Source organism: Natrinema sp. 1APR25-10V2, from assembly GCF_031626495.1.
Classification (GTDB): Archaea; Halobacteriota; Halobacteria; order Halobacteriales; family Natrialbaceae; genus Natrinema.
On sequence record NZ_JAMQOJ010000001.1, the window covers coordinates 855,346 to 881,349 of the forward strand.

Below are 26,004 nucleotides of genomic sequence, written 5' to 3' on the forward strand. Positions count from 1 at the left end.
AAATCGACGTTCGGATCGGCTCGTGACGGTCGCCGATATCACTCGAAATACGTAATCTATGACGACGACTGACGATGGATCTCTGGCACGAACGGGACGGCAGCGAGTTCGCTTCGCGTGCGTCCTCGTTGTGATCGCACTGCTCGCAACCGCGCCGGTCGCTGCAGCGACGGGAGCGAACGCGAATCAGCCGACGGAGACGGTACCGACCGAACCCGCGTTCGTCGTGGCGCTCGACGCTGAGGGGACGGGCCAGGTCACCCTCACCACGACGTTCGATCTAACCACCGACGGTGAACGGCGCGCGTTCGAGGCCCTCCGCGCGAACGAGACGGGGCGCGAACAGCGAGCGGAGCGGTTCGCCGCGCGGATGGACGGCATCGCCTCCAGCGCCGAAAACGAGACCGGGCGATCGATGGCGATCCGCGACGCCGCCATTTCGTTCACCGAGCGAAACGACACCGGGATCGTCGCGCTGTCGGTGACCTGGGAGGGACTCGCAGCACAGGACGGCGACCGACTCGTCCTCAGCGAACCGTTCGACAGCGAGTTCGCGCTCGAGCGCACGTTCCGCGTCGCCGGGCCCGACGGCTATGCACTCGAGACGGTAACGCCGGAACCCTCCGATCGTGGAGACAACGCCGCGACGTGGGACGGCTCGGCTTCGTTCGACGGGTTCGAAGCCACGTTCGCCCCGACGGACGGTGACTCGGCGGCCGACGGCGGTGCCAGCTCGAGCGTCCCCGGGTTCGGCGTCGGGATCGCCGCCCTCGCGGTGCTGGGCGGGACGGCGGTACTGACGATCCGCGATCAAAACCGACGGTAACGCTACTCGCGGCGCTGTCGCCGCCCTCGGTTAGAACGGGCACGAAATCCGGAACACGGTACCGCTCGCGGTTCATCGGTTTCGCTGTCGCTCACGGAATTGTTCGCGACAGCAACGGTGGGGATGGGATTCGAACCACGCCCAGACGTACTCGCTCCGCTGTGCGCGACTGGTCTGATTCAAATCCCACCGTTTCGGTTTCCGCTCGAGAGACTCCTCGCTCTGCTCGTCGTGTTCTCTCGCGGAAAACGGTGGGGATGGGATTTGAACCACCTGAACGTCGGTCGCGTTGCTCCCTCGTTCCGTAGTTCAAATCCCTCGGTTTTGCTGTCGCTCACGGAATTGTTCGCGACAGCAACGGTGGGGATGGGATTTGAACCCATGAGGCTTGACAGCCACCTGCTCTCAAGGCAGGCGCGTTAGGCCGCTCTGCCACCCCACCTCGTCTTTCGGTTCTCCGTACGTTCAAAAAGGGTTGTCGGTCTACTCGCGCTCAAGCCCGCCGTCGTCCCCGACTCGAATTCCCAGATCGTCCACGAGCGCCGCCGTCGCCTCGGCTCCCGGTCGCCCAGCGGCTCGGCGGGCCTCGAGGCCCGCGACGGTCGCCCGCAGCCCGGTCGGCGTCGCCACGGTCGGCAGCATCGGCGAGAAACCGACGCCGAGGCCGGCATCAGCCCCACGCTGGGCCAACGTGGACAGTTCGGGGGTCGCGTACGCGTCCTCGAAGTCGATCGGTTCGGAAAAGCCCGCGAAGTAGGTCCGACCGTCAGAAGACGGCCCCAGTACCACGTCGTGGCGCCGGAGCGACATCGCCGCGCCGTCGATCTCCGTTCGGTTACCGAGCGGCACCGTCGGCTCGAGCACCCCAACGCTCTGGGCGTCCTCCCGCTCGAGCAGGTGCGTGACGGTGTTGCCGACGCGGGCCGAGCGGTTCGAGCCGACCTGGCGCTCGAACCGCACCTCGGCGTCCTCGCCGAGCGCCTCGAGGGTGAGTGCCCGAACCTCGGCCTCGGGGTCACCGTCCGCGTACTCCGCGGGCAGGGTCCCGGCGTCGCGATAGTTAACGAGGAGGTCGCCGCCGCTCTGTGCGACGGCCCACAGGACGTCGGCGACGGTGGCCTCGTAGAGCGAGGAGGCCTCGGCGGCGGACAGCGGGGTCGTTTCGACGAGCGACGACAGAACGAGTCCCTCCCGTGGTGGATCGACCGGGACGACGACGATCATATTCTGGACTCCGGGCGCGCGGTTCTTGAACGCGGCGCTTCCGTCACTCTACGCCTCTCCGCTACGGTGCAAATAGCGATGAATTATTATGCAGTAGTGTCTCCGAGACGGTATGGACGAACGAACGATCGCCGGACTGTTCGCGACGGTCGTGATCGCCGCGCTGGCAGTACTCGGTGTCTTCGGCTTTGGCAGCGGCTATCTGATCAATCCTCCCACCGGCGTCTATCTGGTGCCGTCGATCGCCATTCTGGTCGTCGCAGTCCTCGTCGTCGGCGGGCTGACCGCACTCGGCGCTGGCTCGCGACGCTGGCGCGAAAACCCCTACTGGTAATCGATTTCTTACCGTTCCCGCCGTCCTTTCGTTTGCCGATAATCCGACGCCATCAGCTCGACGAAGGCCTCGAGCCACGCCTGCGTCTGGTCGTCGGACTGCTCGCGAGGGTCGATCATCGGGACGAGTTCGAATCCCCGTCCCCGAATTCTCGCGGCGTGGTCGTCGGGGAGCGCGAGGTCGTCGGCCGGCGTCGTCGTGTATTCGGTTCCGAGTTCGGCCAGCGCGCGCTCGCCGACGGGAACGAGGATCTCGGGGTTGATCATCCGTATCTCTGCGTTGAGGTAGGGTTCGCAGTTGCCGATCTCCTCGTCGGTCGGCCGCCGGTCGGGGTCGCGACAGCGCGTGAGATTCGTCAGGTAGACGTTCTCGAGTTCGGGGCGATCGGCCGGCGAGTCGACGGTACAGAGGCCGAGCCGCTCGAGCATTCGCCGTAACCCACCGGCGCCGTCGCTGCCGCCCGCGCCGGCGAAGGGAACGCCGGTCTCGTCGGCCCGCGTCGTCGGCCGTTCGCCGACGAACAGGAAGTCAGCGCCCACGTCGCCGTAGCCGTGGACCACCTGCGTGCGCGTCTCGCAGAGCGCCGGACAGTTCGGACACTCCTCGTCCATACCGAAGGGGTTCGCTCGAGACTCCTGATTCGCGTCCACGTTCGCTTCTCGAGGGGCGTACTCAAAAGCGACGCGCCCGACGCCGGGTCGGGCTCGGTGAACGACGGGCGGTCAGCGCTCGAGGCCGCCGCGTTCGTTCACCTCGAGAATGTACTTCACGTTGCGGACGATCTCTTCGGGAGTGGTTTCCTCGGAATCGTCGTACAAGTCGCTGGTCCGGTAGAGAATGTTCGCGAGCTGTTTGCTCTCGCTCGAGTCGCCGCGGATGTCGTCGGCGACCTCACGCAGGAGTTCGACGCGTTCGGGGTCGGGCGCGAAGCCGTCGGCGGCGGTGTCCGCTTCCCGGCCGTCGTCGCCGTCCGCTCCGCCGGGGCTCATCGGTCGGGCGAGGCGGCCTCGTTCCGTCGGGTCTGGGAGATCCCCTGTCGGTGGACGATGCCGGTGTTATTCGCGACGTTCTCCGTGATCGTTCGCAGGGCGTCGCTGGTGGCGTCCTCGTCTTTCAGCACGGTGGGCTTTCCGCCGTCGCCGCCCTCACGAACGGCCGGATCGAGCGGGATCGAGCCGAGGAAGGGGAGTTCGTGTTCCGCGGCGAACTCCTCGCCGCCACCGGAGCCGAAGATGTCGTGCTCGCCGCCGCAGTCGGGGCAGGCGAACGTCGACATGTTCTCGGCGATTCCCAGCACGACAGTGTCGTGTTTGGCGAACATCTCGAGGCCCTTGCGGGCGTCGTCTAGCGCCACGTCCTGTGGCGTCGTGACGATGACCGCGCCGGTGACGGGCATCGTCTGGAGCATCGTCAGCTGGGTGTCGCCGGTCCCCGGCGGGAGGTCGACCACGAGGTAGTCGAGGTGGCCCCACTCGACGTCCTCCGTCAGTTGTGTGATGACTTTGTGGACCATCGGACCGCGCCAGATGACGGGGTCGTCCTCGCCGGTGAGGAAGGCCATGCTCATCAGTTTCACGCCGTACTTCTCGGGCGGGACGAGCGTCTCGTCCTCGGTGGCCATCGGCGGCTCGTCGGCGTCGACCATCCGCGGGACGTTCGGGCCGTAGACGTCGGCGTCGAAGAGGCCGACGCGGGCACCGAGCTGCGAGAGCCCCGCCGCGAGGTTGACCGCGACGGTCGACTTGCCGACGCCGCCCTTGCCGGAGGCGACGGCGATGACGTTCTTGACGTTCGGCAGTACCTGATCCTCGCTGGTGAGGTCGTCCCGGTCGGGCACGCTGGCGGTGAGCTCCGGCTCGAGCCCTGCGCCGGTCAGCTCCCGGCGAACGTCCGCGGCGATGTCGCTCTCGGCCGGCGAGTACGGTGCGCCAAGTGCGAGGTCGACGTGGACCTCGTCGCCGTCGACGTCGATGTCGTTGACGAGTCCGAGCGAAACGATGTCGTCGCCGAGTTCGGGATCGTCGACCGCCCGAAGGCGGTCGCGAACGGCGGCTTCGTCCATGTCTCTACCTACTTCCGGGCGTCGAAAAGGGTTGTGTTCCCACCTTTTTGTCGGGGTCCGAGGGCGGCAACGCCGCCCGAGGACTCCGACAAAATCTGGACTAAAAAAGCCACTCGCTCCCTACCACAGAGGCGCAGGCCCTTACGGCGCAAAGCGCCATACTGCTGGCCGCTCGGGGGTGCAACGCTCGTGCATTTCGCCTTACGCGTTGAAATCGAACCGCGGCCCGCCGTAGGTCGGCGGATCGGGCTCGAGTTCGACCCCCTGCTCGTAACGGACGAAGTTGAGATAAAACGGGCGGCCACAGCCCTCGACCGGATCGCCCTCGAGGTCGGTGACGGGGCCGTCCTCGCCGCAGATGAACTCGATCCCGTCGGCGTCCTCGAAGTCGTCGTCCGGGTCGGCGTACTCCCAGCCCGGTTGCGGCGTCGTGGTCACGGAGCGGTCCGCGAGGTCGGGCCGGCGCTCGACGCTCACGACGGCGTCGCAGTGAGGGCAGGTGTATCGAACGGTGACTGTCATCGACCGTCCTAGGGCGTTCGCAGACGTAAGGCTGTGGCTCGCGCGGTGTCGCTACCCGGAACACCTTTCCCGCTGACGGGAATTCGTCCACGTATGATCGACGAGACGGCCGAGGAAATCCGCGAGATGCAGACCCACAGCTCCTCGGTAGTGGCGGTAAACGCCGCGCGAGCCCTCGAGGAGCTAACCGAGCGGGAGTTCGCCACCGTCGAGGAGTACACCCGCGCGCTCGAGCGCAACGGCTCCGTCCTGCGGCGAGCGAACCCGTCCCACGCCTCGCTGCAGAACGCCGTTCGCGAGGTCGTCGACGACGTGACTGATGCCGATCTCGACAATGTCGAGGCTGCCCAGCGGTTCACGACCGAGAAGATCGAGGAGGTCGTCACCCGGATCGAGTCCGGCAAACGACTGGCGGCCGAAAACGCCGTCGAGCACCTTTCGGACGGTGCGACGCTGCTGACTCACGACTACTCCTCGACGGTGCTCGAGGCGCTCGAGCAGGCGACCGCGGCCGGCAAGACGTTCGACGTCTACGTCACCGAGGCCCGGCCCCGCTACCTCGGGCGCAAGACCGCCCGGACGCTGGCCGACATGGAGGGCGTCGAGGCGACGCTGTTGACCGACAGCGCCCACGGAATCTACCTCGAGGAGTGCGACCGCGTCGTCGTCGGCATGGACTGTATCGTCGACGACACGCTCTACAACCGCGTCGGTACGTTCCCGATCGCGGCGACGGCCGCCCAGAGAGACGTCCCGGTCACCGTCCTCGGCTCGGCTTCGAAGATCGTCAGCGAAGGGTTCGTCTTCGAGAACGAGTTCCGTCCGGGGAGCGAGGTAATGGCCGAGCCCGCCGACGGATTCGCCGTCGAGAATCCTGCCTACGACGCGACGCCGGTCGAGTTGCTCGAGAGCGTGATCACCGACGAGGGTCGGCGACCGTTCTGACCGCGCGAGCGCGGTGAAACACTACTCTCGCTGTCCGAACGTCCGGGGCGAACCGTCCGTCGGGCTCGCCCACGCGACCGCGTTGCGAAGCACGCGCCGGATCTCCTCGTTCTCGTAGATCGGGTACGTCTCGTGACCCGGTCGGAAGTAGAAGATTCGGCCACTGCCGCGGCGATAACAACAGCCGCTGCGGAACACCTCGCCGCCCTCGAACCAGCTGACGAACACCAGTCGGTCGGGTTCGGGGACGTCGAACGGCTCGCCATACATCTCCGATCGCGGGAGATCGATCGACTCCCCCAGCCCGTCGGCGATCCGATGGCCCGGATCGACGACCCACAGACGCTCGGTCCCGCCGTCCTCGCGGTACTGCAGGCTGCAGGACGTTCCCATAAGTCGCTTGAAGATCTTCGCGTAGTGGCTCGAGTGAAGCGCGATCAGCCCCATTCCCGCGAGGACGCGCTCCTGAACCCGGTCGACGACCTCGTCGTCGACTTCGTCGTGGGCCTCGTGGCCCCACCACACCAGCACGTCCGTCGACTCGAGAACGTCGTCGGAAAGTCCGTGGTCGGGCTCCTCGAGCGTCGCGGTTCGGACCGTGTGTTCGTCGGCGAGCGCGTCGGCGAGCGTCGTGTGGATCCCGTCGGGGTAGACGGCTGCGACCTCGTCGTCCTCGCGTTCGTGTCGGTACTCGTTCCAGATCGTGACGGCAGCCATGACAGATGCCTCCATCGCCACTGCCCTTAGCTCGAACGGTCAGCATCGATGACATTCTCGACAAAAAGTCATATTATCGTACCAATAGCGCCCAGTGGAAAGTAATCGTCTAGTTCTGCGTGAATGGTGAGTCGATTGTATAGATTAATCGGTCACAACCCTTATTTTGATCGCCGACTGCTTCTCTTCATGGACCGGGATCGCACTCAAACGTCATCGAAATGGTTCGTTTCTTACCGCTCCTTTGCCGCCGCGTCTACGAAATCGGGGGTTGAGCGATGATCGACGACAGTATCGGCGTCGGTATCGTCGGCCTTGGCGGAATGGGGAACCTACACGCCAGAAGCGTCCGCGAACTCGGCGCGGACGTCGTCGCCGGCGCGGATCTCGTTCCCGAGCAACGCGAACGGTTCGCCGGTGAGTTCGGCGCGACGACCTACGAGACCCACGAGGAACTCGTCGTCGACGACGCGGTCGATGCCGTCATCGTGACGACACCGAACCGGTTCCACGAACCGATCGCCGTCGCCGCACTCGAGGCCGGCCGCGACGTCCTCGTCGAGAAGCCGCTCGCCCACACGTTAGAGAGCGCAGAACGGATCGCCGCCGCGGCGGCCAGAGCCGACGGCATCTGTATGGTCGGCTTCCACAACCGCTACGCGGCGTCGATGGCCATGTTCGACGAACAGCACGCCCGCGGCCGCTTCGGCGACCTCACGCACGTCGAGGCCAAGTACGTCCGGCGGCGCGGCGTTCCCGGTCCGGGCTCCTGGTTCACCGATTCCGAACTCGCCGGTGGCGGCGCACTGCTCGACATCGGCGTCCACGCCCTCGATCTCGCTCTCTACGCGCTCGATTTCCCCGAAATCACTGAAGTCAGCGGCGTCACGCGAACCACGTTCGGCACCAGCGAGGAGTACGCCGACCCCGACGGCTTCGGCGACAACTGGAACGCCGAGGCCGAAACCTACGAGGTCGACGACTCCGTCAGTGCCTTCATTCGCACCGCCGACGGCCAGACGATCTCTCTCGAGGCCGCGTGGGCGACCAATCGCGAGGAGAGCATGGACTTCCGGGTTCGCGGCACGCAGGCTGGCGCGGAGTTCGACATCGGCGATACCGACCTACGGATCCTCGAGGCCGGGACTGCCGGCTGCGACCACTATTCCGACGTCGACATGACCGGCGACGCCGCGATGACCGGGTACGCCGAACAAGACGAGGCCTTTCTCGCAGCCGTCGCCGCGGGCGCAACGCCGGAGACCAACACCATCGAGGAGGCGCTGACCGTCCAACGCGTTATCGACGCGATCTACCGCTCGAGCGAGACCGGTCGGGCGACGCAGCCCAAAGAGAGCGACATCGAACTCGAGCAGACGACGCGGATCTCGTAGCTCGGTCGCTTCCCGATACCGCCGATGCCCCGATTTTCATCCCTTTCTCTCGCCGATCCCACCGCGGATCGATCGGTTTCCGGGGCTGGTGCCGATCGCTACTGACTGGTGAGTGCGTCACAGTACTATCATGATCTGCTAGATAAAATTTCAGTCTAAAGTAGTGTGGTCGTAGAACGAAATGAATCGCCGAAACGCACTGAAAGCGACTGGCGCATCGCTTCTCGCAGGAACTGCAATGACGACGTCGGCGACCGCCGACATCAGCGACGGTCCCAGAATCGTCTCCGTCGACTCGACTACCAACTCTGGCAACGCGGACGGCACCGACGAGTACACCGTCGAGTATCTGGGCGACGGCGTCGTCGAGATCAACGGCTACACGGTCGCCCCGACGCCGTGCCACGAGGTCGCTGTCGACGGCATCCATCGTAGCAAGTACGGTGACGTGGTTGACCTCTCGCTCGAGAGCGGCTCCGGTTTCTGCATGACGGTCCTCGCCGGTCTCACGTACACTGTTCGCCTCGAGTACGCGACCGAGCCCCGCGACGTGCTCGTTAGCGTCCCAGATACTGCCTGACACCGCGTCACGCGTTGCTCGTCGAGCGACCGAGCACCCGTTTTCGATGCCGGCCGAGGTGAGAGAACTAGCTGTGTCGGTCTCTGCGCTGCGAGCAAAAACGAGTCGTGGGCGACTCGACGCACTGCACACTACGGCCGTCGTCGCTTACAGGACGTCGTCGAAGTCGTGGTGGCCGTGGATATCGACGCCCTCGTCGGTGATCTCACAGAGGAAGACGCCGTTCCCGGAGCCGGTGTCGCGCTCGACGGCCGACTTGATGCCGCGGGCGGCGACCGTCTTCGCCTCTTCGTTTGACATGTCCGGTTCGTAGGCCTGCTCGAGGTGACCGTAGGCGAGCTGCATCCCGGAGCCGGTGACGGTGTAGTCGTCTTCCATGACGCCGCCGGCGGGATCGATGCTGTAGACGTGGCTGCCCTCCTCGTCGACGCCGCCCAGAATCGGGTGGATGGCGAAGAACGGGCCGCCGCGGGCGAAGTTGCCCGCCAGCGTCGCGAGCGCGTCGATGCTCATGTTCTCGCCGCGGCGGGCTTCGTAGAGGTTGACCTCGGCGCGGAGACTCGAGATGAACGATTGGGCACCGCCGACGCTGCCGACGAGCGTGAGCGCGCCGGTGGGGTGGATCTGCTCGACCTTCTGGACGTTCTTGTTCGAGACGAACCGCCCGCCGAGGCTGGCGCGCATGTCCGTCGCGATGACGACGCCGTCGGCCGTCGAAATACCGATCGTCGTCGTCCCGGTCTTGTTCACGTTCTCGAGGTCGGCCCGCGTCAGATCGTTCTCCGGCAGGGAGCCGATCTCCGGCTCGTAGGGGTTCGGATCGTCGGCCAACTGGTCGACCGTCCGGGAGAAGTCGGAGTCGTGTGTGGGCGTGCGCATTACCGGAAGGATACGACCGGGACGGTATAAAACACCGGCGGTCACCGCCCTCGTTTCCGCTTCCAGCGGTCGCGAGACGAAGTCGGCTCGAGCGCCGGTCAGTGCGCTCGAAACGCGGTCGCTCGGCGAACGAGGAACGGAAAACGCGGAACGTAGCTAACCGATCAGGGTTGGGTCGCCTCGTACGCCTCCTCGACGTTCGCGAGGACGCGGTGGATCGGTAGGGTCAGCCCGGCCTGTCGGGCGGCGATCGCGAGCGGCATCGCGACGATGCCGATCACGATACATAGCTGGTACAGGGCGAACAGGGTCGCGTGGTACACGCGGGATATCATCTGCGTTCAGCCGTGCCCAGACGGAGGGGATATATAAGCCTTCTTGAAAAAATAATTTCATCATTATCTATCGCTCTCAATCGGGTCGCCGCCTGCTTGCGATTCAAGTTCGCTTTCGATGAGCGCAACTGGAGGCGCACTCGAGTCGATGTACGGCTATGGTGGCGGCAATCGACCGGCGGATTTCCCGTAAGTTATGGGCATTATTCGATTCACGTGCGCACCGGCGAACCGGCGGCGCGCGCCTGTGAGGCCGTCACGGCCGCCGTGTGAACACGGCTCAGTGGCGATGGACGGCGGCGAACCGCAAAGCAGGAAACCCCCCGGACCGACCATTACGTATGAGCAACTACCTCGTCGCGATGGAGGCGGCATGGCTCGTTCGTGACGTCGAGGAGATCGACGACGCGATCGGTGTCGCCGTCAGCGAAGCCGGGAAGCGACTCAACAGCGAAGACATGGACTACGTCGAAGTCGAGGTCGGTGCGACGGGCTGTCCGGCCTGCGGCGAGCCGTTCGACTCCGCGTTTATCGCCGCCGACACCGCGCTCGTCGGCCTCGGCCTCGAGATGGAGGTCTTCAACGCCGACGGCGAGGAACACGCCTCCCGAATCGCGAAAAGCGAGGTCGGCGGCGCGTTGCGGGACGTGCCGCTGTCGGTCGTCGAGGTCGCCGAGGTTCCGGACGAGGACTGATACGAGGCGGGCGCGCGATCGACCCAAAGCTCTTTCTATAACCCTCGGTTATTTAGTCACATGGAACTCCCGACGCCCGCTGACCTCCGGCAGCGCCGTACCGAGCTCGGGCTCACCCAGAGCGAACTCGCGGACAAAGCAGACGTCTCACAGCCGCTGATCGCCCGTATCGAGGGCGGCGACGTCGACCCGCGCCTGTCGACGCTCCGCCGGATCGTCAACGCCTTAGAGAAGGCCGAGAGCGACGTGATCCGCGCTGCGGACCTGATGAACGAGGCCGTCGTCAGCGTCGCCCCCGACGATCCGGTCAGCGAGGCCGCCCGCGAGATGGAGGAGGAGGCCTACTCGCAGTTGGCCGTCATCCAGGACGGCATTCCGGTCGGCTCGATCAGCCAGACCGATCTGGTCCACCTCGACTCCGAGGACCGCGACGAACCCGTCGAGGAACACATGAGCGAGAGTTTCCCGACCGTCTCGAAGGACGCGACGTTAGACGAGATCAGTAACCTGCTCGAGCACTACAAGGCCGTGATGATCACCGAAGCCGGCGAGACCGTCGGCATCATCACCGAGGCGGACATCGCCGCGCGGCTGTCCTGATCGGCCGATACCGTTCGCGGCGACTTCGGTTCGCACCGGTCGATTACGCTCCCGTCTCGAGCTACTTCGCGCGAACGGTCGTACCGAGTCGCTGGGAATCGCGCGGTGTGTATTCCGTCCGGGCCGACTAGTCTTCGCTAGAACGATGGACTACTACGATCGGCTCCTCGGCGGGATGGTAGCGTCCCTGCTACTCGGGTTCGCCGCCGGCCAGCACGCCGCTGTCGACGTCTATTACGGGCTCTTCGGCGGCGCGCTCGTGGCGACGCTGTTCCTGTGGGACGCGGTCGTCCGCAACCCGCCGGCTCCCGCGACCGATCCCCGTCACGCGGCCGCGGCCGTCGTCTGGCACAGTGGGTTAGTCATCTATCTGGTCACGCTCTTGTGAACGCGACCGAGCTTCCGCTGGCAGCCGTTTGCGAGTGGGCTGCTAGCCGTCGAGGTCCGGACGGGGAGCGTTCTCGTATCTGACCATCTTTTCCGATTTATCGGAAATCGTCTCGTAGATTCGCTGCAGGGTCTCCTCCGCGGCGAGCAGGTTGTGATCCTCGAGGAACGCCCGCCCCTCGTCGGTCAGCCGGTAGAATTTCCAGGGGTAGCCCTGTCGACGCTCGTCCTCGGGCAGCGCGACCGCCTCGACGACGCCGGCGTCGATCAGCTTCTGGACGTGCTTGTAGACCGTCGCCTCGCTCACGCTCGGGTTGAGTTGCTCGAGTTCGTACAGCGACGGCAGTCCCTCGGGGTGTTGCAGGATGTTGGCGAGGATCGCGAACCGCGTCTCCTGGGTGACGAAGTGGACGAGTTCGCGCGCGTTTGCCCCCTCCGGCGTCCCCACGTCGGTACTCATACGAGCCGATACGGAGCGCAGCGCCAAGTAGTTTACCCTGGAGTAAACCACCGGGTGAACACTCGAGCGAGCGCCTCGACGGGTATCGGAAGAATCGGAAACGGGACGGTAACGACTATCCGTAATTCACGATAACTGGTTCGTATGACCGACGACGATCCGCCGGAGCCGGACGAGGTGTTGGCGAGCGCGACGGAGCGACTCGAGGCCGCGGAGCTCTCGCTGTCGGACAACGAGGAACTCCTCCACGCGCTGAGCGAACTCCGGCCGCTCTACGAGACGGACCGGTCGTATTTCGTTCTCGGCAACTACGACCGGGAGCCGATCCGCCGGCTGAACCTGGTCGTCGACCGCCTGAACCGCCGGCCGGACGCCTACGCGTTCCGGATGGTCGACGTTCGCGGCGAGTGGGACAACGGGATCCAGAAGTTCTGTCTGCTGGCCGATCTGGTCACCCACATCGTCGGCGTCGCGGAGCGCGAGCCGAGCGGCTTCCTCGTCGAGCAGGGGCTGCTCGCCGGGACGACGGAGTACTTCGAAAAGACCCACGTCCTCAAACGCGAGTACGAGGACGACCGGGCGTTCGACTGGATGCAGGACGGCGTCTTCGACCTGCTCGAGGACGAGGAGCGGTTGCATCGGTGGGAGACCGAAGCCGACCTCGTCGAGGCCGCCGAAGCGCTGCCGTGAACCGGTCGAGCGAGACGGACGATTACGCGTCGAACAGGGACGTGAACACCGTCGATTCGGCCTTCTGGAGGTGTTCCGCCGCGGTCGCCGTCGCGCAGTCGAGTTCGCGAGCCACGTCTTCGGTCGTCGCCGTCCGGGGGACGTCGTAGTAGCCGAGCTCGAACGCGGCCACGACCGCTTCCCGTTGTCGTTCGGACAGTCGGCCGACGACGCTGTCGGTGGCGACGCGCTTGCCGCCGACCTGCTCGAGGGTCACGCCGACGCCGTCGGGGACGCCGTCGACTGCGGCCTGAATGTCGGCCTCCGTCCCGACGATACTGAACGTGTTCGTCCCGTCGTCGTTGCACTCGATCGGTGGCACCGTCATGAGGCTGCCACGGGTGAAGTTCTCGAACAGCGAGCGTGCGGCCGTCGAGACCTCCCCCTCGAGAAAGCAGTAACACGCCCGGTCCGTGATCGGGAGCACCTCGTAATCCGAGACCATCGAACTCTCGGCGAGTTCGCGCTCGAATCGGCGGTACTCGCCCTCGAGGCGGAACAGAAAGCCGGTCGGCGGGTCGGAGACGTTCCAGTTGACGATCCGCGCGCGCTCTATGTAGTCGGCCCCGCCTGCGAGCCGTTCGTAGATCGGCGGCGCATAGGCGCCCCGCGGGTCCAGCGTGATGCGGACGCGTTTCATGAAATCGCGTTCGAACAGGGGAGCAAAAGGATTTGTTCCGGACGGCCGTCATCGGCGCTGCCCACATCACGGCCATAAACCCACCCGAACGGTTCGGCCGAATCGATTCCTCCCCGGCGGCCGTTCGGACGCGTATGCAGCGAAACGTCGGCGGACTCGATCGAATCGTCAGGGGCGTCCTGGGAACGTGGCTGCTCGTCGTCGCCGGTGCGGCGGTGCTTTCCGGTCGGCGCACCACCGCCGTCGCGACGGCGATCGCGGGATCGGGCCTGCTGGTCAACGCGGTGACCCGGTTCTGCGGCGGCAACTTCCTCCTCGGAATCGATACGACCGAGACGTCGTCTTGCTCGTGCGAGTGACGGTCGGGTGAACCGCCAATCGTTCTAGCGACTGGAAGCGGCCGCCAAACGGATCAGCTATGGCCGGACACCGGCACCGGTTCGTAGGGCGCCTCGAGGTACTCCATCTCGGAATCGGAGAGATCGATCTCGAGCGCCTCGACGGCCTGCTCCAGGTGTTCGACGCTGGTCGTGCCGACGATGGGTGCGTCGACCCAGTCCTTGTGGAGCAGCCACGCGAGGGCGATCTGGGCCATCGTGACGCCCTTGTCGTCGGCCACTTCCGCGACGCGCTCGTTGATCTCCGGACCACCGCCCTCGCGGTAGGGGTGTTCGTAGAGGTACTCTTCCGACTCGCCGCGCGTCGTCGCGTCGATTTCCTCGTGCGGTCGCGTCAGGTAGCCGCGAGCCAGGGGCGACCACGGGATGACGCCCACGTTCTCCCTGTCGCACAGCGGCAGCATCTCGCGTTCCTCCTCCCGGTAGGTGAGGTTGTAGTGGTTCTGCATCGTCTGGAACCGCTCGAGTCCCAGCGAGTCGCTCGTGTGCAGGGCGTCGGCGAACTCGTGGGCCCACATCGAGGACGCACCGACGTACCGCGCGTGGCCCCGGCGAACGGCGTCGTCGAGCGCTCGCAGCGTCGTTTCGATCGGCGTGTTGTGATCCAGTCGGTGGATCTGATAGAGGTCGATCGTGTCCATTCCCAGCCGCTCTCGGCTGGCCGCCAGTTCCTGCTCGATCGCCTTCCGGGAGAGTCCGCCGGAGTTCGGATCGTCCTCGCGCATCCGGAAGAACCCCTTCGTCGCGACGACCGACTCCTCGCGGTGGCCCTCGAGGGCCTCGCCGAGGACGCGCTCGGACTCGCCCATCGAGTACATGTTCGCGGTATCGAAGAAGTTGATCCCCAGGTCGATCGCGCGGTCGATGATCTTCTGGCTCTCCTCGTCGTCTAACACCCACTCGCGCCAGTCGCTCGAGCCGAAACTCATACAGCCCAGACAGATGCGACTCACCTGCATCCCGGTCGAACCGAGCGTCGTGTACTCCATAGCGGCCGTACGGAAACCCGCGAAAAAAGCGTGCGTGGTGCGGCAAACGACAACACGTATCGAACGATACCCTCTCCGGATCGGCGGGACGGACTACCAGTGGCCGAACAGCCGCTCGAAGACGTTCCGATCGCTCGGTCGCTCGGCGAGCAGGACCGAACTATCGACCTCGTTGACCACGTCCATGTGGAGGGAATCGGTCATGAGCCGCGAGATCACGCCCTCCTCGGTCGCGCCCAGCAGGACGAGCGAGTGATCCGCGGCCGCGCGACAGATGGCGTCCTCGACGTCGCCGGAGTCGTCGACGACGAGTTCGGCGTTCTCGAGTCCGCGCTCGGCGGCCCACTCCTCGAGGAACTGCTCGCCGGTCTCGCGGTCGCTCGAGCCGGCGACGACGTGCAGGAGCGTCACGTCGGCCGCGGTTTCCGCCTGCAGCGTCCGCGCGACCTCGGCGCTCAGGTCCGAGTCCGGACCGCCGGCGGTCGCCAGCAGGACCCGCGAGGCGTCCAGCTCCCGATCCTTGAGGATGAGGAAGTCACAGGGGAGGTTGCTCGTCAGTTCGCTGATCCGGCGCTCGGCGCGACCGGTGCTCCACGGCCGGTCGGTGCCCCAGCCGAGCAGGACGAGGTCGGAGCGCTCGCGCTCCGCGGTGGCGAAGACGTCCTCGAACGACCGGTGAGAGACGACCGTCGACGTCTCGCAGGGCACGTCGTAGCTGGCTGCCCGCTTCCGAACGTCCGCCATGCGCTCCTCGGACTCGGCGACGATCCGCTGGGTCTGTCCGGCGCCGTAGCGCAGCGACGTCCGATTGGGCGTCTGGACGATGTGGACGGCGTGGACGACCGCGTTCTCGCGGCCGCTTGCGAGCGTGCAGGCGAAGTCGACCATCGCCGACTCGGTTCGCGGGTTCGAGATGGGGACGAGGATCCGGTAGGCGTCCTCGTCGTCCCCGTGGATCTCCGCCGTGTTGATCAACGGGACGTACGATCGGCCCGCGTAGGAACCGAACAGCCACTCCGAGATCGAGAGCTGCCGGTTCGCTCCCTCGAAGCGGGCCGACTGGAGACGGTGTTCGCTCGTCTGGAAGTAGTTGACGACGGTGACGAGGACGATGCCGCCGATGGTGTTGCCCAGCAGGACCGGCAGGACGAAGCCGTAGAGCCCGGTCAGGAGGGCGAGTTCGCCAGCCAGCACCAGATAGACCATCTCGGTGAAAGAGACGACGACGTGAAACAGGTCGCCGAGCGGGATCGCCAGGAAAGCCATGTAGACGACGACGAGCCGCGAGATGGTGTCGCGGGAGGCGTAGACGATCCAGACGACGCCGGCGACGATCAGGCCGGCGAACGCCGCCTTGGAGAATAGTGTCCACCACGAGGTCTCGACGCCGTGACGGGAGAGTTCCATCGCGGCGGCCGCCGTGTCGTCGTCGAAGACGCCGCCCCACGTCAGCGCGATCGCGCCGAGGGCACCACCGGCGAAGTTGCCTGCCAACACGATCGACCAGTGGCGCAGCAGCGCCGGAACGCTGGCCAGTCGTTCCAGCGTCAGTGCGACCGGTGGTAGCGTGTTTTCGGTGTAGAGCTGGTAGCCGCCGATGATGATGTAGATGAAGCCGAGCGGATACAACAGCTTGCTCAGAATCGGGTGACCGTCGGTCGAGGCCGTCAACGAAGCGTACAGGAGGAACGTGATCGTGATCGCGAAGCCGGCGGCGAGACCGCTGAAGAACAGTTCGCGGCTTCCGGAGGTAATCTCCTCGTCGGCCGCGGCGACGATCCGCTGGAAGATCTCGTCGGACGAGAACCGGTCGCGGACGACCGCGCCGACCGCCGGCGCGCCGCTTCTGGACCGCTCGACGGCCTCTCGGACCTGTTCCTGATCGGACGAATCTCGGTCCGGCCGATGGCGCTCGGCCGGTGCGTAGTCAGTACGCTGCTGATCGGGTGGTTCGCGATCGCTCATCGTTCAGTACGAACCCGTAACGAGACGACGCGTTTAGTATCTGCTATTAGCCGTCGTGACGAGGGATCGCGGCAGCGACGGCGAGTTCCGCAAGCGTCCGACTCGGTTTCTCGAGCCCTACAGCGAGTCGGGGTCGAGCCGGCCGACGCCCGCTCGGAGCGCGAGGAAGGCGGCGACCCCGAGCAAGCAGTAGATCCCGAGCAGCGCCCAGGTCGTCCCCGTCGGGGTGCCGATCGCGAACTTCGCGACCGTGTTCGCGGGGTGTTCGGGCAGGACGGTCGCGACGACCAGCGCGCCGACGGTGGCCACGGAGTAGAGGAGTTGGGCCTGCCGCCTGTCGGGGGCCCACAGCGCGACCGCGACGCCGCCGGCGACCACGAACAGCGACAGCGCGGCCACCAGCACGATCAGCGCCGCTGGACCGGCGATCGAGGTCCCGTTGGCCGACAGCAAGAGGAGCCAGGCGATCGCCTGAATCGGTGCCAGCCCTGCCGTCGCCAGCAGCTTGGCGTCGATCACGTCCGCCAGCGAGAGCGGGGCGACCCGGAGCAACTCGAGGGTACCCCGCTGGCGCTCCTCGATCAGCGAGTCGACGGCGATCGAGCCGCTGATGAACACCGGGAGGAACAGCAGGAGCGGCAGCAACACGGTGTACGTGAAGCCGACGTACGGGCTCGAGCCGACTTCCTCTGGCACCGGTAGCGGCGCTCGCTCGAGCCGACCGGCGTCGGCGTTGCGCTCGCGCTCGACGCGTTCGACGCGCTCCAAGGTGTCCCGAAGCTGGACGACGAGCAGGGTCGTTTGGATCCCCTCCTCCGGGGCGGTGACTCTGACGCTGAGCCGCCCGTCGTCGTTCCTGTTCGCGTCGAGGACGGCCGTGACCCGGCCGGACTCGAACGCCTGATAGGCGGCCCCACGGTCGTCGTAGTACTCCGCCGCGACGCCGTCACGTTCCTCCGCGACCGCGAGCAAGGTATCGGGATCGTCGCCAGTGACGGCGACCTCCGTCCGATAGCCGTCGACCGAGCCGGGATCGTACAGCGAGACGAGGCCGACGACCAGGAACGAGGAGAACGCCGCGATGAACAGCTGAATCGTCAGCGCCAGGATGATCGTCTTCTCGGAGCGCAGCGAGCGCAGTTCCCGGCGGGCGATGGCCCAGCGTGCCCCCCGGCTCGAGCCCGACTCGCGACCGCCGTCGCGCTCACGCGACAAGGGCGATCACCCCGAGGTTGTAGGCCGCGTGAATCAGCGTCGCCGCGAGGAAGCCGACGGCGTAGCCCGTCCGACCGCGGCTCGCACCGAGCGCCGAGACGACGGCCGTCGTGACGTGTAGCGCAAGCGGCGCGAGAAACACCGCGAGGAGAACGAGCGGATCGCTCGAGACGGTGGGGCCGAACGCGGCGGCACCGACCGACAGGTCGGGCAAGCCAACGAACTGGACGACGTGAGTGAGCTTCTCGCCGACGAAGAAGCCGGCTCCGGAGAGCGCACCGAGCACGGCGGCGGTCCGAAGCGTCGCGTCGAATCTCGAGCGGGCGATGCCGGCGTAGACGTGGATGCTCTTCGCGATCTCCTCGACGGCAGCGGCGATAACGACGATGACCGGCACTGCGACCGCCTGCGGGACGGCGAAGAGGAGCGCGACGGCGAGCAACTGGCTCGCGAACACGAAGGGGATGAAGAGGATCGACAGCAACGGGACGCTTCGCCGACCGCGAATGCGACTCGCGATCGCATCGATGGCCTTCGCCGGGATCGGTTTCTGGGCGAACATGTCCTCCTCGCGGTAGACGCCGATCCCGAGCAGGAAGAAGACGGCCGCGCTCAGATAGAACGGCGCGGTCGAGAACAGGTACTCCCCGGCGGTAACCGACTGGTTCTGGAGGTCCATCACGACGATCGTCAGCGGCGAGATCAGCGCGACGGCGTGAACGTCGGTGAAGATCGCCGGGATGAACGTGTACGTCGTCAGGAAGACGCTGATCGTGACCGTCACGAACGTCAGTTCCTTGAACGACCGGGCGAGCATCGCCCCGATGAACGTCGACCCGAGGAAGAGCAGCGCGATCGGCAGCGCCGCCGCGACGGCGAGGGGACCGCCGTCGATCGCGTACGCGATGGCGACGACGATCGCGACGAGGCCCCCCAGATAGGGCAGCGTCTTGCCGGCCACGATCTCGAGGCGCGAGGCGGGCGAGACCAGCAGCAGTTCACCCCGTCGCTTCACGCGTTCGTCCATGATCGTGCTCCCGTAGGCCTGGATGACGAAGTTCATCGGCACGACGAACAGGAACGCGAGGACGAGCGACTGGAAGGGAAACGGCGGTGCGATCGAACCGGGCGTCCCCGGAGCCGTCGACGCCGTCGACCCGCCGCCGAGGCCGGGGACCTGAAGTCGACCGTCCCCGTCGCTGCCGGGTTCGCTTCCACCGCTGCCGTCGGTCCCGTCCGGCCCGCTGTCGCTACCGGTGGTCCTCCCGTCGGTTCCGTCACCGCCACCGCCGGTTGTACTCCCATTACCGGTGTCCGTCGCTCCGCCAAGGTCTCGGTTCTGGTAGTCGATCGAGACGAGGACCGGATAGGCGGCCGCCTCGTCCGCTTCCTCGTCCATCAGCTTCGCGTTGTACGACTGGATGGCGTCTCGAAACGCGTCGGCGGCGACCTCGCCGTTGTCGCCGACGTAGCCGATCCGGCCGTCACGCGTCACGATCACGTCGGCGTTCGCATCGCCCTCCGTTTCGACGTCCTCGAGCGGGACCGGCCGGAACTGTTCGCTGTGGACCGCAGCGTCGTGGTAGGGACTGTCCGCGTCGACGCCGACGACGTAGATTTCGCGCTCGAGGCCGAGCCCCGAGTCGGGGACCGTGAACCCAGCGGTGCCGACGGCGAGGGCCATCACGACCAGTGCCACCGCCGTCTTCCGGTCGACGGTGCCGGCGCTGCGGAATATCTCCCAGCGGGCGATTCGGGCCGTACGAGCGACGAATCCGCGGAGACGGCCCTCGCTCACGTCTCCGCCTCCGCCGGTTCGCGCGCGACTTCGAGGAAAATCTCCTCCAAACTCGGCGTCTCCGTCTGGATGTCCGTGACGCGGCCGCCGGCCGCCTCGACGTACTCGCGGATCGACTCGACGGCGTCCATGTCGCCGACGACGTGACGAACCCGACCGTTCTCTCGGGTCACCTCGACCGGCCCGTCCATCGCGGCGACCCCATCGCTACCGTCGGCCGTCGCGTAGACGTGGTACTCGGTGCCGCCGTGGGCGTCCCGGATCTCCGCTAACGTACCGCGGGCGACGATCCGGCCGTCGTTCATGATGATGAGCCGATCGCAGATGCTCTCGACGTGAAAGAGGTTGTGCGCACTGAAGACGATCGTCTTCCCCTCGTCGCTCAGTTCGCGGGTGAACTCGATGATGTAGTTGGTCGTCAGCGGATCGAGTCCGGACGCCGGCTCGTCGAAGATCAAGACGTCGGGGTCGTTCACCAGGGCCCGCGCGATCGCGACCTTCCGCTGCATTCCCTTCGACATGTTCCCGATCCGGCGGTCGCGGTGCTCGAGATCGAGCCGGTCCAGCGAGTCGTGGATCCGCTCGCGCGCCACGTCTTTCGGGACGTCGTAGAGGTCGGCGAAGAACTCGAGGTAGCTGATCGCGGTCATCTCCTCGTAGAGCGGCGACTCCTCGGGGAGGAAGCCGAGGCGGCGCTGCATCGCGGGTTCGCCGGGCCTGTGACCGGCGACGACGGCGGTGCCGGCGGTCGGCTCGATCAGCCCCGCGAGCATCTTCAGCGTCGTCGTCTTGCCCGCGCCGTTCGGGCCGACGACGCCGTAGACCTCACCGCGCTCGATCGAGAAGGAGCTCCCCTCGACGGCCACGAAGCCGCCGTACTCCTTCCGGAGGTCGTCCACTTCGAGTATAGCCATTGGATAGCGCGACCGAGGGAGCGACCCCAGTAAAGTCTAGCGGCCAGAGACTGTCGAGATTCGCCGACCGTTCGGCGTCCGGTCCAAACCCCCAAAGCCGAGGACGGCGTAGTGACGGCTATGACTCGAGTCCGGACCGCGCGAACCCCTGACGGCCGCCGCCTCGAGGTCTCGACCGTCGTCGCCGCCCCGCCGGCCGACGCCTGGGACGCCATCGTCGACACGACGCAGTGGCCCGAGTGGTCGCCGATCGTCCACGGCGTCGACTCGACGGATCGCCGAATTCGAACCGGGACGACCGGCCGGATACGACTCCCCGGCGTCTGGGTCCCGTTCCGGATCACCGCCTGTACGGCGCGGCGGTGGACCTGGCGGGTGACCGGGATTCCGGCTGCCGCCCACCGCGTCGACGACCTCGGCGAGAACCGCTGTCGGATCGCGTTCGAACTGCCGCTCCATCAGGCGGGTTCCGCGCCGATCAGTCTGCGCTCGCTCGAGAATCTAGAGGCGCTGCTCGAGGCTGACGGGTCGCCCGTTCGGTAGCGAATCGCGTCGGTACGTCTCCTCCCTGATCGGTGGATTTATCCGGTCTTCGTCAGTCTTCCACACCGAAATGACGCGTGGCGAGACGCGCCGCGGCGGTGTGTACGGATCGATTCACGGGAGGGGAGCATGGCCTCCGTAGCCGAGTTGTTCGTCCGGATTGCCGGTGAAAATCCGGTCGTCCAGGGGCTCGTCGGCGGGATCGTCATCGCGTCGCTGAATCTGCTCGGCGCGTCGCTGATACTCGTCTGGCGCGACCCCTCGGAGCGCGCGCTCGACGGCGCGCTCGGGTTCGCGGCCGGCGTGATGCTCGCTGCAGCCTTCACGAGCCTCATCATCCCCGGAATCGAGCAGTACTCCGGCGGCGATCCGGTGCCCACGCTCGTCGGCGTTGTCCTCGGCGTCGTCTTTCTCGACCGGGCCGACGGGCTTGTCCCACACGCGCACTATCTGCTGACCGGATCCAGACGAACGGACGGAGCCAACCCCAGCACGTCCCTCCCCCTCGAGAACGAACGGCTGACCCCCGTTATCCTGTTCATCCTGGCGATCACCCTCCACAACATGCCGGAGGGGCTGGCCGTCGGCGTCGGCTTCGGCTCCGGCAACGTCGAGAACGCGATTCCACTCATGCTCGCCATCGGGATTCAGAACATTCCGGAAGGGCTCGCCGTCTCGGTGGCCGCGATCAACGCGGGACTGGATCGGCGCTTCTACGCGGCGTTCGCCGGATTGCGGTCGGGCATCGTCGAAATCCCGCTCGCGGTGCTCGGCGCGCTGGCGGTGAGCGTCGTCGAGCCGTTGCTCCCGTACGCGATGGGCTTCGCCGCCGGAGCGATGCTGTTCGTCATCTCCGACGAGATCATTCCGGAAACGCACACGCGCGGCTACGAACGGATCGCTACCCTCGGCGTGATGGCCGGCGTAGTCGTGATGCTTTACTTGGACGTGAGTCTGGGATAGCGGTCTCACTCTGACTTCGGCCGGAACCCGCGCTACGGCGGCCGCTCGAGCGAGAATCGATCAGCCAGCCGCGCGTACCGACTCCCCGCGAGCCGGCCGACGGCGTCGATCTCGTCGACGTCTATCTTCCCGTCGCTCGTCACCGACTCGTCGAGGTGGACGTGGCGGACCTCGCCGAGGACGAGCGTCGAACCGCCCACGTCGATCAGGTCGTGGAGGGCGCACTCGAAGGCCACCTTCGCGCCGGCGACGCGGGGCGGGTCGACCGCGGCCGACTCGGCCCGCTCGAGGGTGGCGTGGTCGAACTCGCTCTCGCCGGCGGGCAGCGTGGCGCTGGTCTCGTTCATCGCCTCGGCCAACTCCTCGGTGACGAGGTTGACGACGAACTCGCCGGTTTCGCGGGCGTTGCGCGGCGTGTCCTTGAGTCCGTCCGTGCCGTCCACGGGCGCGAACAGCAAGACCGGCGGCGCGACCGACGCGACGGTGAAGAAGCTGTACGGCGCGAGGTTGTCGACGCCGTCCTCGCTCGAGGTGCTGACCCACGCGATCGGCCGCGGGACGACGGCGCTCGAGAGGATCCGATAGAGCGAGCCGTCGTGGTCGTCGACGTCGATCTCGAGGCTCGCGTCGTCGACTCTCGATCCGTCGTCCGTCATCGAAGCGCCTCCGCCGGCTGCGTTGCGACCGATCCCGTCGAAGCCGTCTCCCGGGTTGCTACTAACACGATGTTACCCGGTTCGGATGCGAACTACTAAAGCTGTTCGCGACGTAGGCGCCAGCAGATACTATCGATGTCGTCCCCACAGACAGAACCCCGCGAGCGAAACGCCGACGCCTGTCCCGTCATCGCCTCCCTCGAGCAGATCGGCTCGCAGTGGCGACTCGCAGTGCTCCACGAACTGTTAGACGGCGAGCAGCGGTTCAACGAACTCAAGCGCTCGACCGGCGCGAACGCGCGCACCCTCTCGCGGGTCCTCGACGACCTCGGGGAGATGGGCTTCGTCGAGCGTCGCATCGAGGAGGACGCGCCAGTCGCGACGTTTTACAGTCTCACCGACAAGGGCGAATCCCTCGAGCCGGTCTTCGACGAAATCGAGTGCTGGGCCGGCTCCTGGCTCGAAGAGAGCGCGCTCGAGCCCTGACACAGCCGGTCGGATCCGGAACCGGACGAAAACGAGCGCGGCTCGGGTTCAGGCGTGCTCGGCGACGAACGCCTCGATTCTGCTGAGCGCCCTGCGGAGGTCCTCGAGCCCGGTCGCGTAGGACACGCGCAGATGCCCTTCGCCGACGTCGCCGAAGACGTCGCCGGGGACGACCGCGACGCCCTGTTCGCGCAGCACTTCCTCGGCGAACTCCTCGGCGGTGAAGCCCTCGGGAACCTCGGGGAAACAGTAGAACGCGCCCTTCGCTTCGAAGACGTCCATCCCGATCTCGCGGAACCGGGAGAGGACGAACCGGCGGCGGCGGTCGTACTGGTCGACCATCTCTCGGACGTCGTTCTCACAGGAGTCAAGGGCCTCGAGCGCGGCGTACTGGGCCGTCGTCGGGGCCGAGAGCATCGTGTACTGGTGGATCTTGTTCATCGCGCCGATGGCCTCGGGCGGGCCCAGCGCGTATCCCAGCCGGAGGCCGGTCATCGCGTGGGCCTTCGAGAAGCCGTTGAAGACGATGGTGCGCTCGCGCATCCCCGGGAGGCTCGCGATCGAGGTGTGCTCGCCGTCGTAGGTCAACTCGGCGTAGATCTCGTCCGAGAAGACCGTCAGATCGTGCTCGCGGGCGAACTCGGCGATCGGCTCGAGGTCCGCTTCGGGCATGATCGCCCCCGTCGGGTTGTTCGGGTAACAGAGGACCAGCACGTCCGCGTCGGCCGCACCGGCTTCCTCGAGTCCCTCCACGGTGAGTCGGAAATCGTTCTCCTCTTTCGTCGGGACGGACAGCACCTCGCCGCCGGCGAAGATCACGCCGGGTTCGTAGGAGATGTACGCGGGCTGGGCGATCGCGACCGTGTCGCCGGGGTCCACGAAGGCACGGAAGGCCAGATCGACGGCTTCGCTCGCGCCCGCGGTGACGATGATCTCCTCGTCGGGGTCGTAGCCCAGGTCGAACCGATCGGCGACGTAGTCGGCGATCGCTTCGCGGAGCTCGCGCTTGCCGCGGTTGGCCGTGTAGGAGGTCTTCCCCTGCTCGAGGGACGTGATCGCGGCGTCGCGGGCCGCCCACGGCGTCGCGAAGTCCGGCTCACCCACACCCAGGGAGATGACGTCGTCGCGTTCCTCGGCGATCTCGAAGAACCGACGGATGCCCGACGGCGGGACCGCCTGCACCCGCTCTGACAGTTCGAACGTCATGGTCAGGGTGAGAACGAGAGGCGGTCGTCGTCCTCGCCGTCGCCGAGTTCGATCCCGTTCTCCTTGTAGGAGGTCATCACGTAGTGGGTGACCGTCTGGGTGATCTCGGGGACGGGCGCGACCTTCTCGCTGATGAACTGCGAGACCTCGCGGATGGAGTCGCCCTCGACTTCCATGTCGAAGTCGTAGTCGCCGCTGACCAGCCGCAGGGCCGTGACCTGCGGGAACCGCGCGAGGCGCTCGGCGATGTCGTCGTAGCCCGTCTCGCGGTCGAGCCGGACGTTCAACTCGACCTCGGCGCGGACCCGCTCGTCCTCGAGCCGGTCCCAGTCGACGACCGCCTGGTAGCCACGCACCAGGCCTGCTGCCTCGAGATCCTCGATGGCTGCCTCGACCTCGTCTTCCTCGAGGTCGGTCATTCGCGCGATATCCGCCGCGGAGTACCGCGCGTTCTCACGAAGCAACTCGAGCACCTCGCGTTCGCTCATATCGCTTCGAAGCGCGAGCGCGAGTAAAGTTCTAACGTTCTCGCAGCGATCGCTGCTTCGGTGAGCGGGCGCCGTTCGACCCGCTCGTCGACGCGTCACTCCGGACTAACCGACCGATATGCGGTGGCGCGCGCTGGCAGTCCGGCCGAACGAAAGTGAAGGCGGACGACGACAGCGCGCGAGGTCGTCGCGAGCGAAACGAGCGACTGCTTGGAAGACGCGAGGCGTCTTCCAGTGGATGAGCGGGTGACTGAAAGGAACGAGTGAATTGGCTGGGGAGGGCGTGGCTACTCCGGGTTGCCACGCTAGCAGACTACACCTCCGTCGACACGACGCTCTGATCGATCGAGACGTTCGGCTTGGAGTGCGAACGGACCCCGAGTCCCCGGTTCAACGATAGTTCTTGAACAGCAGCGCCCGCACGTCGTCTTTCGTCTGGACCTGCTCGGTCGAACCGTCGGGGAGTTCCACGGCGTACCGGTAGTCCGCCGAGTCCGACTCCTCCCACTTGTCGTCGTGGGTCTCGAGCAGGCTCATCATCTCGTCTAACATGTCGTCGTCGTCGGCCGAGCCGTCGCCGTCGTCAGCGTCGGTATCCGTTTCGTCGCCCTCGGCGTCGGCCGGGCCGTCCTCGCTCGAGCCGGCGTCCTCGGACGCGGCTGACTCGTCCGATTCGGACTCGAGCTCGCCGTCCGTCTCGGCTACTACCTCGCCCGCGTCCGGCGTTTCGCCCTCGACGTAGGAGACTTCCTCGAGTGCGTGGGGATCCGCCTCGCCGTCGATGGCGGCCCCGACCGACGCGGACACGTCGTCGGTCGCCGAGGAGTCGAACTCGTCGGTGTCGACGTCGATGTCGATCTCCTCGGCGAAATTGTCGATCAGGAACTGGACGGCGTCCTGCTCGCGGACGAAACCGTACTTGCCGACGACCGATTCGGCGATCTCCTCGCGGAGGTGCTGGATGAAGGCATACTGTTCGTCGGTGACCTCGAGCGTCTGCATACCCCGTGGATGATGCCGCGGGTACAAATATGTACGTCGTCGGTCCGGATCA

32 protein-coding genes and 1 tRNA gene are annotated in these 26,004 nt (G+C 66.3%); 13 read left to right on the plus strand and 20 right to left on the minus strand.

The annotated features are described in order from the left end of the window. Positions 1-58 precede the first annotated feature (58 nt). A complete protein-coding gene (locus tag NDO75_RS04385; RefSeq protein ID WP_310904875.1) occupies positions 59-826 on the plus strand; it encodes a hypothetical protein in 768 nt (255 codons plus the stop codon). A gap of 358 nt (positions 827-1,184) precedes the next feature. Here NDO75_RS04385 and NDO75_RS04390 read toward each other — a convergent pair. Both NDO75_RS04390 and NDO75_RS04395 read right to left on the minus strand, forming a co-directional pair. Then, positions 1,185-1,268, minus strand: a tRNA-Ser gene (locus tag NDO75_RS04390). Positions 1,269-1,309: 41 nt separating this feature from the next. Next, a complete protein-coding gene (locus tag NDO75_RS04395) occupies positions 1,310-2,050 on the minus strand; it encodes a hypothetical protein (RefSeq protein ID WP_310904876.1) in 741 nt (246 codons plus the stop codon). A 112-nt stretch (positions 2,051-2,162) separates the two neighbouring features. On the opposite strand from NDO75_RS04395, the gene NDO75_RS04400 reads away from it, so the two are divergent. Beyond that, the gene (locus NDO75_RS04400) at positions 2,163-2,384 is read left to right on the plus strand and encodes a hypothetical protein (protein WP_310904877.1); all 222 of its coding nucleotides are present in this window, start codon (positions 2,163-2,165) and stop codon (positions 2,382-2,384) included. An 8-nt stretch (positions 2,385-2,392) separates the two neighbouring features. Here the strand turns inward: NDO75_RS04400 and NDO75_RS04405 are convergent, their stop codons facing one another. The 4 genes from NDO75_RS04405 to NDO75_RS04420 all read right to left on the minus strand — a co-directional run bounded on the left by NDO75_RS04405 (position 2,393) and on the right by NDO75_RS04420 (position 4,968). Further along, positions 2,393-2,995, minus strand: coding sequence for a uracil-DNA glycosylase (locus NDO75_RS04405; RefSeq protein WP_310905176.1), 603 nt, complete (start codon positions 2,993-2,995; stop codon positions 2,393-2,395). Positions 2,996-3,106: 111 nt separating this feature from the next. Beyond that, the gene (locus NDO75_RS04410; protein WP_310904878.1) at positions 3,107-3,373 is read right to left on the minus strand and encodes a hypothetical protein; all 267 of its coding nucleotides are present in this window, start codon (positions 3,371-3,373) and stop codon (positions 3,107-3,109) included. Further along, complete coding sequence (locus tag NDO75_RS04415; protein WP_310904879.1) at positions 3,370-4,446, minus strand: Mrp/NBP35 family ATP-binding protein; 1,077 nt, start codon at positions 4,444-4,446, stop codon at positions 3,370-3,372. The genes NDO75_RS04410 and NDO75_RS04415 overlap by 4 nt, the downstream gene beginning before the upstream one ends. Before the next feature lie 201 nt (positions 4,447-4,647). Continuing rightward, positions 4,648-4,968, minus strand: coding sequence for a hypothetical protein (locus NDO75_RS04420; RefSeq protein WP_310904880.1), 321 nt, complete (start codon positions 4,966-4,968; stop codon positions 4,648-4,650). A 93-nt stretch (positions 4,969-5,061) separates the two neighbouring features. On the opposite strand from NDO75_RS04420, the gene NDO75_RS04425 reads away from it, so the two are divergent. Continuing rightward, the gene (locus NDO75_RS04425) at positions 5,062-5,913 is read left to right on the plus strand and encodes a translation initiation factor eIF-2B (RefSeq protein WP_310904881.1); all 852 of its coding nucleotides are present in this window, start codon (positions 5,062-5,064) and stop codon (positions 5,911-5,913) included. A gap of 21 nt (positions 5,914-5,934) precedes the next feature. On the opposite strand, the gene NDO75_RS04430 is transcribed toward NDO75_RS04425, so the two are convergent. After that, a complete protein-coding gene (locus NDO75_RS04430) occupies positions 5,935-6,630 on the minus strand; it encodes a ThuA domain-containing protein (RefSeq protein ID WP_310904882.1) in 696 nt (231 codons plus the stop codon). Positions 6,631-6,908: 278 nt separating this feature from the next. Here NDO75_RS04430 and NDO75_RS04435 point away from each other — a divergent pair, with 278 nt between their 5' ends. Beyond that, positions 6,909-8,024, plus strand: coding sequence for a Gfo/Idh/MocA family oxidoreductase (locus NDO75_RS04435; protein ID WP_310904883.1), 1,116 nt, complete (start codon positions 6,909-6,911; stop codon positions 8,022-8,024). A 238-nt stretch (positions 8,025-8,262) separates the two neighbouring features. Next, positions 8,263-8,604 carry a hypothetical protein gene (locus NDO75_RS04440; RefSeq protein WP_310904884.1) on the plus strand — a complete coding sequence of 114 codons (342 nt, stop codon included), beginning with the start codon at positions 8,263-8,265 and terminating at the stop codon, positions 8,602-8,604. Positions 8,605-8,751: 147 nt separating this feature from the next. On the opposite strand, the gene psmB is transcribed toward NDO75_RS04440, so the two are convergent. Then, a complete protein-coding gene (gene psmB, locus NDO75_RS04445; RefSeq protein WP_310904885.1) occupies positions 8,752-9,483 on the minus strand; it encodes an archaeal proteasome endopeptidase complex subunit beta in 732 nt (243 codons plus the stop codon). Between the two features lie 164 nt (positions 9,484-9,647). Further along, positions 9,648-9,818: a hypothetical protein gene (locus NDO75_RS04450; RefSeq protein WP_310904886.1), complete on the minus strand. Its 171-nt coding sequence runs from the start codon at positions 9,816-9,818 to the stop codon at positions 9,648-9,650. 341 nt (positions 9,819-10,159) lie between these two features. Here NDO75_RS04450 and NDO75_RS04455 point away from each other — a divergent pair, with 341 nt between their 5' ends. From NDO75_RS04455 to NDO75_RS04465, 3 genes are all read left to right on the plus strand, one after another. Then, positions 10,160-10,513, plus strand: coding sequence for a DUF555 domain-containing protein (locus NDO75_RS04455; protein WP_310904887.1), 354 nt, complete (start codon positions 10,160-10,162; stop codon positions 10,511-10,513). 60 nt (positions 10,514-10,573) lie between these two features. After that, entirely contained in the window at positions 10,574-11,113 is a 540-nt protein-coding gene (locus NDO75_RS04460; RefSeq protein WP_310904888.1) for a CBS domain-containing protein, read from the plus strand. A gap of 145 nt (positions 11,114-11,258) precedes the next feature. Then, positions 11,259-11,501, plus strand: coding sequence for a hypothetical protein (locus tag NDO75_RS04465; protein ID WP_310904889.1), 243 nt, complete (start codon positions 11,259-11,261; stop codon positions 11,499-11,501). A 42-nt stretch (positions 11,502-11,543) separates the two neighbouring features. Here NDO75_RS04465 and NDO75_RS04470 read toward each other — a convergent pair whose 3' ends face one another. Next, positions 11,544-11,960 carry a MarR family winged helix-turn-helix transcriptional regulator gene (locus NDO75_RS04470; RefSeq protein ID WP_310904890.1) on the minus strand — a complete coding sequence of 139 codons (417 nt, stop codon included), beginning with the start codon at positions 11,958-11,960 and terminating at the stop codon, positions 11,544-11,546. Positions 11,961-12,104: 144 nt separating this feature from the next. Between NDO75_RS04470 and NDO75_RS04475 the strand changes: the two genes are divergently transcribed. Continuing rightward, positions 12,105-12,650 (plus strand): hypothetical protein, encoded by a 546-nt coding sequence (locus NDO75_RS04475; RefSeq protein ID WP_310904891.1) that lies wholly within the window; start codon positions 12,105-12,107, stop codon positions 12,648-12,650. Between the two features lie 22 nt (positions 12,651-12,672). On the opposite strand, the gene NDO75_RS04480 is transcribed toward NDO75_RS04475, so the two are convergent. Further along, positions 12,673-13,329, minus strand: a complete 657-nt coding sequence (locus NDO75_RS04480; protein WP_310904892.1) for a helix-turn-helix domain-containing protein — start codon at positions 13,327-13,329, stop codon at positions 12,673-12,675. 134 nt (positions 13,330-13,463) lie between these two features. Between NDO75_RS04480 and NDO75_RS04485 the strand changes: the two genes are divergently transcribed. Next, complete coding sequence (locus NDO75_RS04485) at positions 13,464-13,688, plus strand: DUF2892 domain-containing protein (RefSeq protein WP_310904893.1); 225 nt, start codon at positions 13,464-13,466, stop codon at positions 13,686-13,688. Positions 13,689-13,741: 53 nt separating this feature from the next. Here NDO75_RS04485 and NDO75_RS04490 read toward each other — a convergent pair whose 3' ends face one another. The 5 genes from NDO75_RS04490 to NDO75_RS04510 all read right to left on the minus strand — a co-directional run bounded on the left by NDO75_RS04490 (position 13,742) and on the right by NDO75_RS04510 (position 20,608). Next, on the minus strand, positions 13,742-14,716 hold the full coding sequence (locus NDO75_RS04490; protein WP_310904894.1) for an aldo/keto reductase: 975 nt from the start codon (positions 14,714-14,716) through the stop codon (positions 13,742-13,744). Between the two features lie 93 nt (positions 14,717-14,809). Continuing rightward, entirely contained in the window at positions 14,810-16,681 is a 1,872-nt protein-coding gene (locus NDO75_RS04495; RefSeq protein WP_310904895.1) for a formate/nitrite transporter family protein, read from the minus strand. A gap of 117 nt (positions 16,682-16,798) precedes the next feature. Next, complete coding sequence (locus tag NDO75_RS04500; protein WP_310904896.1) at positions 16,799-17,896, minus strand: ABC transporter permease; 1,098 nt, start codon at positions 17,894-17,896, stop codon at positions 16,799-16,801. Further along, complete coding sequence (locus NDO75_RS04505; protein ID WP_310904897.1) at positions 17,886-19,694, minus strand: PrsW family intramembrane metalloprotease; 1,809 nt, start codon at positions 19,692-19,694, stop codon at positions 17,886-17,888. The genes NDO75_RS04500 and NDO75_RS04505 overlap by 11 nt, the downstream gene beginning before the upstream one ends. Further along, positions 19,691-20,608, minus strand: a complete 918-nt coding sequence (locus NDO75_RS04510; RefSeq protein WP_310904898.1) for an ABC transporter ATP-binding protein — start codon at positions 20,606-20,608, stop codon at positions 19,691-19,693. The genes NDO75_RS04505 and NDO75_RS04510 overlap by 4 nt, the downstream gene beginning before the upstream one ends. Positions 20,609-20,728: 120 nt before the next feature. On the opposite strand from NDO75_RS04510, the gene NDO75_RS04515 reads away from it, so the two are divergent. Then, the gene (locus NDO75_RS04515) at positions 20,729-21,151 is read left to right on the plus strand and encodes an SRPBCC family protein (RefSeq protein ID WP_310904899.1); all 423 of its coding nucleotides are present in this window, start codon (positions 20,729-20,731) and stop codon (positions 21,149-21,151) included. A 129-nt stretch (positions 21,152-21,280) separates the two neighbouring features. Continuing rightward, entirely contained in the window at positions 21,281-22,114 is an 834-nt protein-coding gene (locus NDO75_RS04520; RefSeq protein WP_310904900.1) for a ZIP family metal transporter, read from the plus strand. Between the two features lie 32 nt (positions 22,115-22,146). Here the strand turns inward: NDO75_RS04520 and NDO75_RS04525 are convergent, their stop codons facing one another. Continuing rightward, positions 22,147-22,770, minus strand: a complete 624-nt coding sequence (locus NDO75_RS04525; protein ID WP_310904901.1) for a flavin reductase family protein — start codon at positions 22,768-22,770, stop codon at positions 22,147-22,149. Positions 22,771-22,905: 135 nt separating this feature from the next. Between NDO75_RS04525 and NDO75_RS04530 the strand changes: the two genes are divergently transcribed. Continuing rightward, entirely contained in the window at positions 22,906-23,256 is a 351-nt protein-coding gene (locus NDO75_RS04530) for a helix-turn-helix domain-containing protein (protein WP_310904902.1), read from the plus strand. A gap of 48 nt (positions 23,257-23,304) precedes the next feature. Here the strand turns inward: NDO75_RS04530 and NDO75_RS04535 are convergent, their stop codons facing one another. From NDO75_RS04535 to NDO75_RS04545, 3 genes are all read right to left on the minus strand, one after another. Next, positions 23,305-24,462: an aminotransferase class I/II-fold pyridoxal phosphate-dependent enzyme gene (locus NDO75_RS04535; protein ID WP_310904903.1), complete on the minus strand. Its 1,158-nt coding sequence runs from the start codon at positions 24,460-24,462 to the stop codon at positions 23,305-23,307. Between the two features lie 2 nt (positions 24,463-24,464). Then, positions 24,465-24,950, minus strand: coding sequence for an Lrp/AsnC family transcriptional regulator (locus NDO75_RS04540; protein WP_310904904.1), 486 nt, complete (start codon positions 24,948-24,950; stop codon positions 24,465-24,467). A gap of 390 nt (positions 24,951-25,340) precedes the next feature. Then, entirely contained in the window at positions 25,341-25,952 is a 612-nt protein-coding gene (locus NDO75_RS04545) for a hypothetical protein (RefSeq protein WP_310904905.1), read from the minus strand. Between the last annotated feature and the right edge of the window lie 52 nt (positions 25,953-26,004).

Bases quoted from the DNA above. Each gene is read 5' to 3' on its own strand.
- NDO75_RS04385 (WP_310904875.1), top strand. From the start codon at position 59: ATGACGACGACTGACGATGGATCTCTGGCACGAACGGGACGGCAGCGA.
- NDO75_RS04395 (WP_310904876.1), bottom strand. From the start codon at position 2,050: ATGATCGTCGTCGTCCCGGTCGATCCACCACGGGAGGGACTCGTTCTG.
- NDO75_RS04400 (WP_310904877.1), top strand. From the start codon at position 2,163: ATGGACGAACGAACGATCGCCGGACTGTTCGCGACGGTCGTGATCGCC.
- NDO75_RS04405 (WP_310905176.1), bottom strand. From the start codon at position 2,995: ATGGACGAGGAGTGTCCGAACTGTCCGGCGCTCTGCGAGACGCGCACG.
- NDO75_RS04410 (WP_310904878.1), bottom strand. From the start codon at position 3,373: ATGAGCCCCGGCGGAGCGGACGGCGACGACGGCCGGGAAGCGGACACC.
- NDO75_RS04415 (WP_310904879.1), bottom strand. From the start codon at position 4,446: ATGGACGAAGCCGCCGTTCGCGACCGCCTTCGGGCGGTCGACGATCCC.
- NDO75_RS04420 (WP_310904880.1), bottom strand. From the start codon at position 4,968: ATGACAGTCACCGTTCGATACACCTGCCCTCACTGCGACGCCGTCGTG.
- NDO75_RS04425 (WP_310904881.1), top strand. From the start codon at position 5,062: ATGATCGACGAGACGGCCGAGGAAATCCGCGAGATGCAGACCCACAGC.
- NDO75_RS04430 (WP_310904882.1), bottom strand. From the start codon at position 6,630: ATGGCTGCCGTCACGATCTGGAACGAGTACCGACACGAACGCGAGGAC.
- NDO75_RS04435 (WP_310904883.1), top strand. From the start codon at position 6,909: ATGATCGACGACAGTATCGGCGTCGGTATCGTCGGCCTTGGCGGAATG.
- NDO75_RS04440 (WP_310904884.1), top strand. From the start codon at position 8,263: ATGACGACGTCGGCGACCGCCGACATCAGCGACGGTCCCAGAATCGTC.
- psmB (WP_310904885.1), bottom strand. From the start codon at position 9,483: ATGCGCACGCCCACACACGACTCCGACTTCTCCCGGACGGTCGACCAG.
- NDO75_RS04450 (WP_310904886.1), bottom strand. From the start codon at position 9,818: ATGATATCCCGCGTGTACCACGCGACCCTGTTCGCCCTGTACCAGCTA.
- NDO75_RS04455 (WP_310904887.1), top strand. From the start codon at position 10,160: ATGAGCAACTACCTCGTCGCGATGGAGGCGGCATGGCTCGTTCGTGAC.
- NDO75_RS04460 (WP_310904888.1), top strand. From the start codon at position 10,574: ATGGAACTCCCGACGCCCGCTGACCTCCGGCAGCGCCGTACCGAGCTC.
- NDO75_RS04465 (WP_310904889.1), top strand. From the start codon at position 11,259: ATGGACTACTACGATCGGCTCCTCGGCGGGATGGTAGCGTCCCTGCTA.
- NDO75_RS04470 (WP_310904890.1), bottom strand. From the start codon at position 11,960: ATGAGTACCGACGTGGGGACGCCGGAGGGGGCAAACGCGCGCGAACTC.
- NDO75_RS04475 (WP_310904891.1), top strand. From the start codon at position 12,105: ATGACCGACGACGATCCGCCGGAGCCGGACGAGGTGTTGGCGAGCGCG.
- NDO75_RS04480 (WP_310904892.1), bottom strand. From the start codon at position 13,329: ATGAAACGCGTCCGCATCACGCTGGACCCGCGGGGCGCCTATGCGCCG.
- NDO75_RS04485 (WP_310904893.1), top strand. From the start codon at position 13,464: ATGCAGCGAAACGTCGGCGGACTCGATCGAATCGTCAGGGGCGTCCTG.
- NDO75_RS04490 (WP_310904894.1), bottom strand. From the start codon at position 14,716: ATGGAGTACACGACGCTCGGTTCGACCGGGATGCAGGTGAGTCGCATC.
- NDO75_RS04495 (WP_310904895.1), bottom strand. From the start codon at position 16,681: ATGAGCGATCGCGAACCACCCGATCAGCAGCGTACTGACTACGCACCG.
- NDO75_RS04510 (WP_310904898.1), bottom strand. From the start codon at position 20,608: ATGGCTATACTCGAAGTGGACGACCTCCGGAAGGAGTACGGCGGCTTC.
- NDO75_RS04515 (WP_310904899.1), top strand. From the start codon at position 20,729: ATGACTCGAGTCCGGACCGCGCGAACCCCTGACGGCCGCCGCCTCGAG.
- NDO75_RS04520 (WP_310904900.1), top strand. From the start codon at position 21,281: ATGGCCTCCGTAGCCGAGTTGTTCGTCCGGATTGCCGGTGAAAATCCG.
- NDO75_RS04525 (WP_310904901.1), bottom strand. From the start codon at position 22,770: ATGACGGACGACGGATCGAGAGTCGACGACGCGAGCCTCGAGATCGAC.
- NDO75_RS04530 (WP_310904902.1), top strand. From the start codon at position 22,906: ATGTCGTCCCCACAGACAGAACCCCGCGAGCGAAACGCCGACGCCTGT.
- NDO75_RS04535 (WP_310904903.1), bottom strand. From the start codon at position 24,462: ATGACGTTCGAACTGTCAGAGCGGGTGCAGGCGGTCCCGCCGTCGGGC.
- NDO75_RS04540 (WP_310904904.1), bottom strand. From the start codon at position 24,950: ATGAGCGAACGCGAGGTGCTCGAGTTGCTTCGTGAGAACGCGCGGTAC.
- NDO75_RS04545 (WP_310904905.1), bottom strand. From the start codon at position 25,952: ATGCAGACGCTCGAGGTCACCGACGAACAGTATGCCTTCATCCAGCAC.